The 3,114-nt window shown below is 49.8% G+C and carries 2 protein-coding genes; both read left to right on the top strand.

The window, feature by feature from the left end; all coding sequences use genetic code 11:
• Positions 1-2,591 (top strand): DUF1601 domain-containing protein (locus tag CX664_RS02600; protein WP_145999773.1); only part of this gene is annotated, 2,591 nt, incomplete at its 5' end.
• 237 nt (positions 2,592-2,828) lie between these two features.
• A partial coding sequence (locus CX664_RS25480) for a hypothetical protein (RefSeq protein WP_145999772.1) occupies positions 2,829-3,114 on the top strand: 286 nt, incomplete at its 3' end.

Raw genomic sequence — 3,114 nt, 5'->3', positions numbered from 1 at the left:
CAAGATCAAATAATGATTACAACCAACCGAATGACTATGCCGCTTCTTCAAGGCGCGGACGATATAGACATACCACAGTCAGAAAATGGGTTAATACCCTCCGCACAGCCCCGGGGCATAATGAATTTTACCACTCTTCTGTCGCATGCCCTTCTCAAAATCTAATGTTCCGATCAGTGAACCCTGCTCAAGATTTTAATGCTCTCATCAAACAGGAAATAATGGATGATCTGGTGAGTAAATCGGGTCGTTTCGGAAATCGCTATGATGGGAGAAATCACGGTCAATATGCCAGTTCAATTAAAAAATACACGTCAACTGCTAAAAGACCGTTAAATCGAGCGGAACAAAGCCAGCTGATACGTTTGCTGCAAAATTTCACAGCAACGCGGAGCTGGAATTGGCGAAGCCTGACGACAACAATGCATTCATTGACTTCAGCAGGTGTTTTTACCCCTCATAAACCCATGGATGAGCGTGTTCAGCTCAGTCAAGCTGCCTTATTGTCCACTCTGCTTGATGCAATAATATTCAAGTGCAACCAAAAACCTGAAGCATGGGATATTGATGCCCAGGGTATCGCCAACCTGCTGTGGGCCACGGCGAAACTGGTGAACAGCGGGCAGGACCGGACACCAGAGCTCAAAGAGGCTGTGGCCGCGCTGTTGCCCCACGTGAACGCACAGAAAGCTCACTTTAAACCACAGGAAATCGCCAACCTGCTGTGGGCCATAGTGAAACTGGTGGACAACGGGCAGGAGCGAACACCAGAACTCAACAAAGCCGTTACCACGCTGTTGCTCCTCGTGAACACACAGAAAGCTAACTTTAAACCACAGGGTATCGCCAACCTGCTCTGGGCCATGGCGAAACTGGTGGACAACGGCCAGGCTCGGTCACCTGGGCTCAACGAGGCCGTGGCCGCGCTATTGCCCCACGTGAACGCACAGACAGACCAATTTATTCCTCAGCATATCGCCAACCTGCTGTGGGCCATGGCAAAGCTGGTGGATAACGGGCAGGAGCAAACACCAGAAATCAAAGAAGCCGTGGCCACGCTGTTGCCCAACGTGAACGTACAGAAAGACCAATTTAATGCCCAGGATATCGCCAACCTGCTGTGGGCCATGGCGAAACTGGTAGACAACGGGCAGGAACGGACACCAGAACTCAAAGAGGCTATGGTCGCCCTGCTACCCCACGTGAACATACAGAAAACTCACTTTAAACCACAGGAAATCGCCAACCTGCTGTGGGCCGTAGCAAAACTGGTGGACAACGGTCAGGAGCGGACACCAGAGCTCAACGAGGCCGTGGCCGCGCTGTTGCCCCACGTGAACATACAGAAAGCTCACTTTAAACCACAGGAAATCGCCAACCTGCTGTGGGCCGTAGCAAAACTGATGGACAACGGTCAGGAGCGGACGCCAGAGCTCAACGAGGCCGTGGCCGCGCTGTTGCCCCACGTGAACATACAGAAAGCTCACTTTAAACCACAGGAAATCGCCAACCTGCTGTGGGCCATGGCGAAACTGGTGGACAACGGGCAGGAGCAGACACCAGGGCTCAAAGAAGCCGTAGCCGAGCTGTTGCCCTTCGTGAGCGCACTGAAAGGCCGGTTTAATGCCCAGAGTATCGCCAACCTGCTGTGGGTCATGGCGAAACTGGTGGACAACGGACAGAAGCAGACACCAGGTCTCAACGAGGCCGTGGCCGCGCTGTTGCCCCACGTGAACGCACAGAAAGCTAACTTTAAACCACAGGAAATCGCCAACCTTCTGTGGGCCATGGCGAAACTGGGTGAGTTCGTTGAGCTGAACGTGTTTACATCCACGTTCGAGTCGCTGGTCTGCCGAATCAGTAAAAACCCTCAGCTCTCTCAGCAAGCGATATTGATGTCTCTCTGGGGAGTAATGGTCTGCTGTGCCAGGCTGTCTCTGGTCGCCAATGCCAATAAAAATCACGTGCTTGAAAAGCCCATGGATGACCTGTTTGCCCGACTGGAAAATACATTCCTGAACAATAAAGAGGATCAACGCACCATTGTCCAGGCCGCAAGTTGGCTTGGGAGAGCGTGTCCGGTCGTACCCCATTACCAGACAATCGTTTCAAAACCTCAATCCGTCTTCCGCGATCAACTCCAATCATGCATTCCATCTTTGCAGATTGAAGAAGAAAAGAGTCTGAACTCATTGCCTCCGGTTGACCTGCTACTGCCAGATCACAACATGGTGATTGAAATTCAGGGACCATTTCATTACGTGGGGGGTGATTTCAAAACCAGGAATGGTTCTACTCTGCTGAAAATCGCACTGTTGCAAAAAGCAGGATTTGAGGTCATTGAAATTCCGGTTAACATGCTCTCGAATCAGGGTTTAATGAAACCATACATTAATCAAATAAAGACCAGGATAGGCATCCCGCCACAGGAGCATGGCTCTGTATCACTTAAAAGAAGGCGGGCAGATGAGGCATACGTTACTGCTGATAAAGGCAGGCAACCCTCAGATCATGGTTACTTGACTACCGAAGAACATTCAGAGGAGCAAACCGGTAAACCGGCAAAGAGAAAGAAAACAACCAGCCAGTAATCGCCTTCCTCCTATCATGACTCAAGATCCGTTTTCACATGCCGGGAAGGAATGCCAGTGTTGAACACCTGTTGCCCATACATCTCGCCCCGGATGATTTGAAAATAACGGGTTGATGGCATCAGGAGTAGATGTGTTTCCCCAACCGTTTACGTTGATAGACGTTGTAGCAAAATGAACTTTTGAACAAAACAGCAGTCTGCTTTTTATATTTTCATGCATTAATGAAATATAATTATGGATAAAAGCTCTGCTGGTATCAGTGGTCAATACACAAGATCAAATAATGCTTACAACCAACCCAATGACCATGCCGCTTCTTCAAGGCGCGGACGATACAGACATACCACAGTCAGACAATGGGATCCTCCCCCCCGCACAGCTCCAAGGCGTAATGAATTTTACCAATCTTCTACCGCATACTCTTCTCAATATCTACTGCGCCGTTCAGTAAATCCTGCTCAAGATTTTAATGCGCTCACCCAACAGGAAATAATGGATGGCCTGGTGAGTAAATCGCACC

It is taken from the genome of Endozoicomonas acroporae (genome assembly GCF_002864045.1).
Lineage (GTDB): Bacteria > Pseudomonadota > Gammaproteobacteria > Pseudomonadales > Endozoicomonadaceae > Endozoicomonas > Endozoicomonas acroporae.
This window is presented reverse-complemented; position numbering and strand designations above follow the sequence as displayed.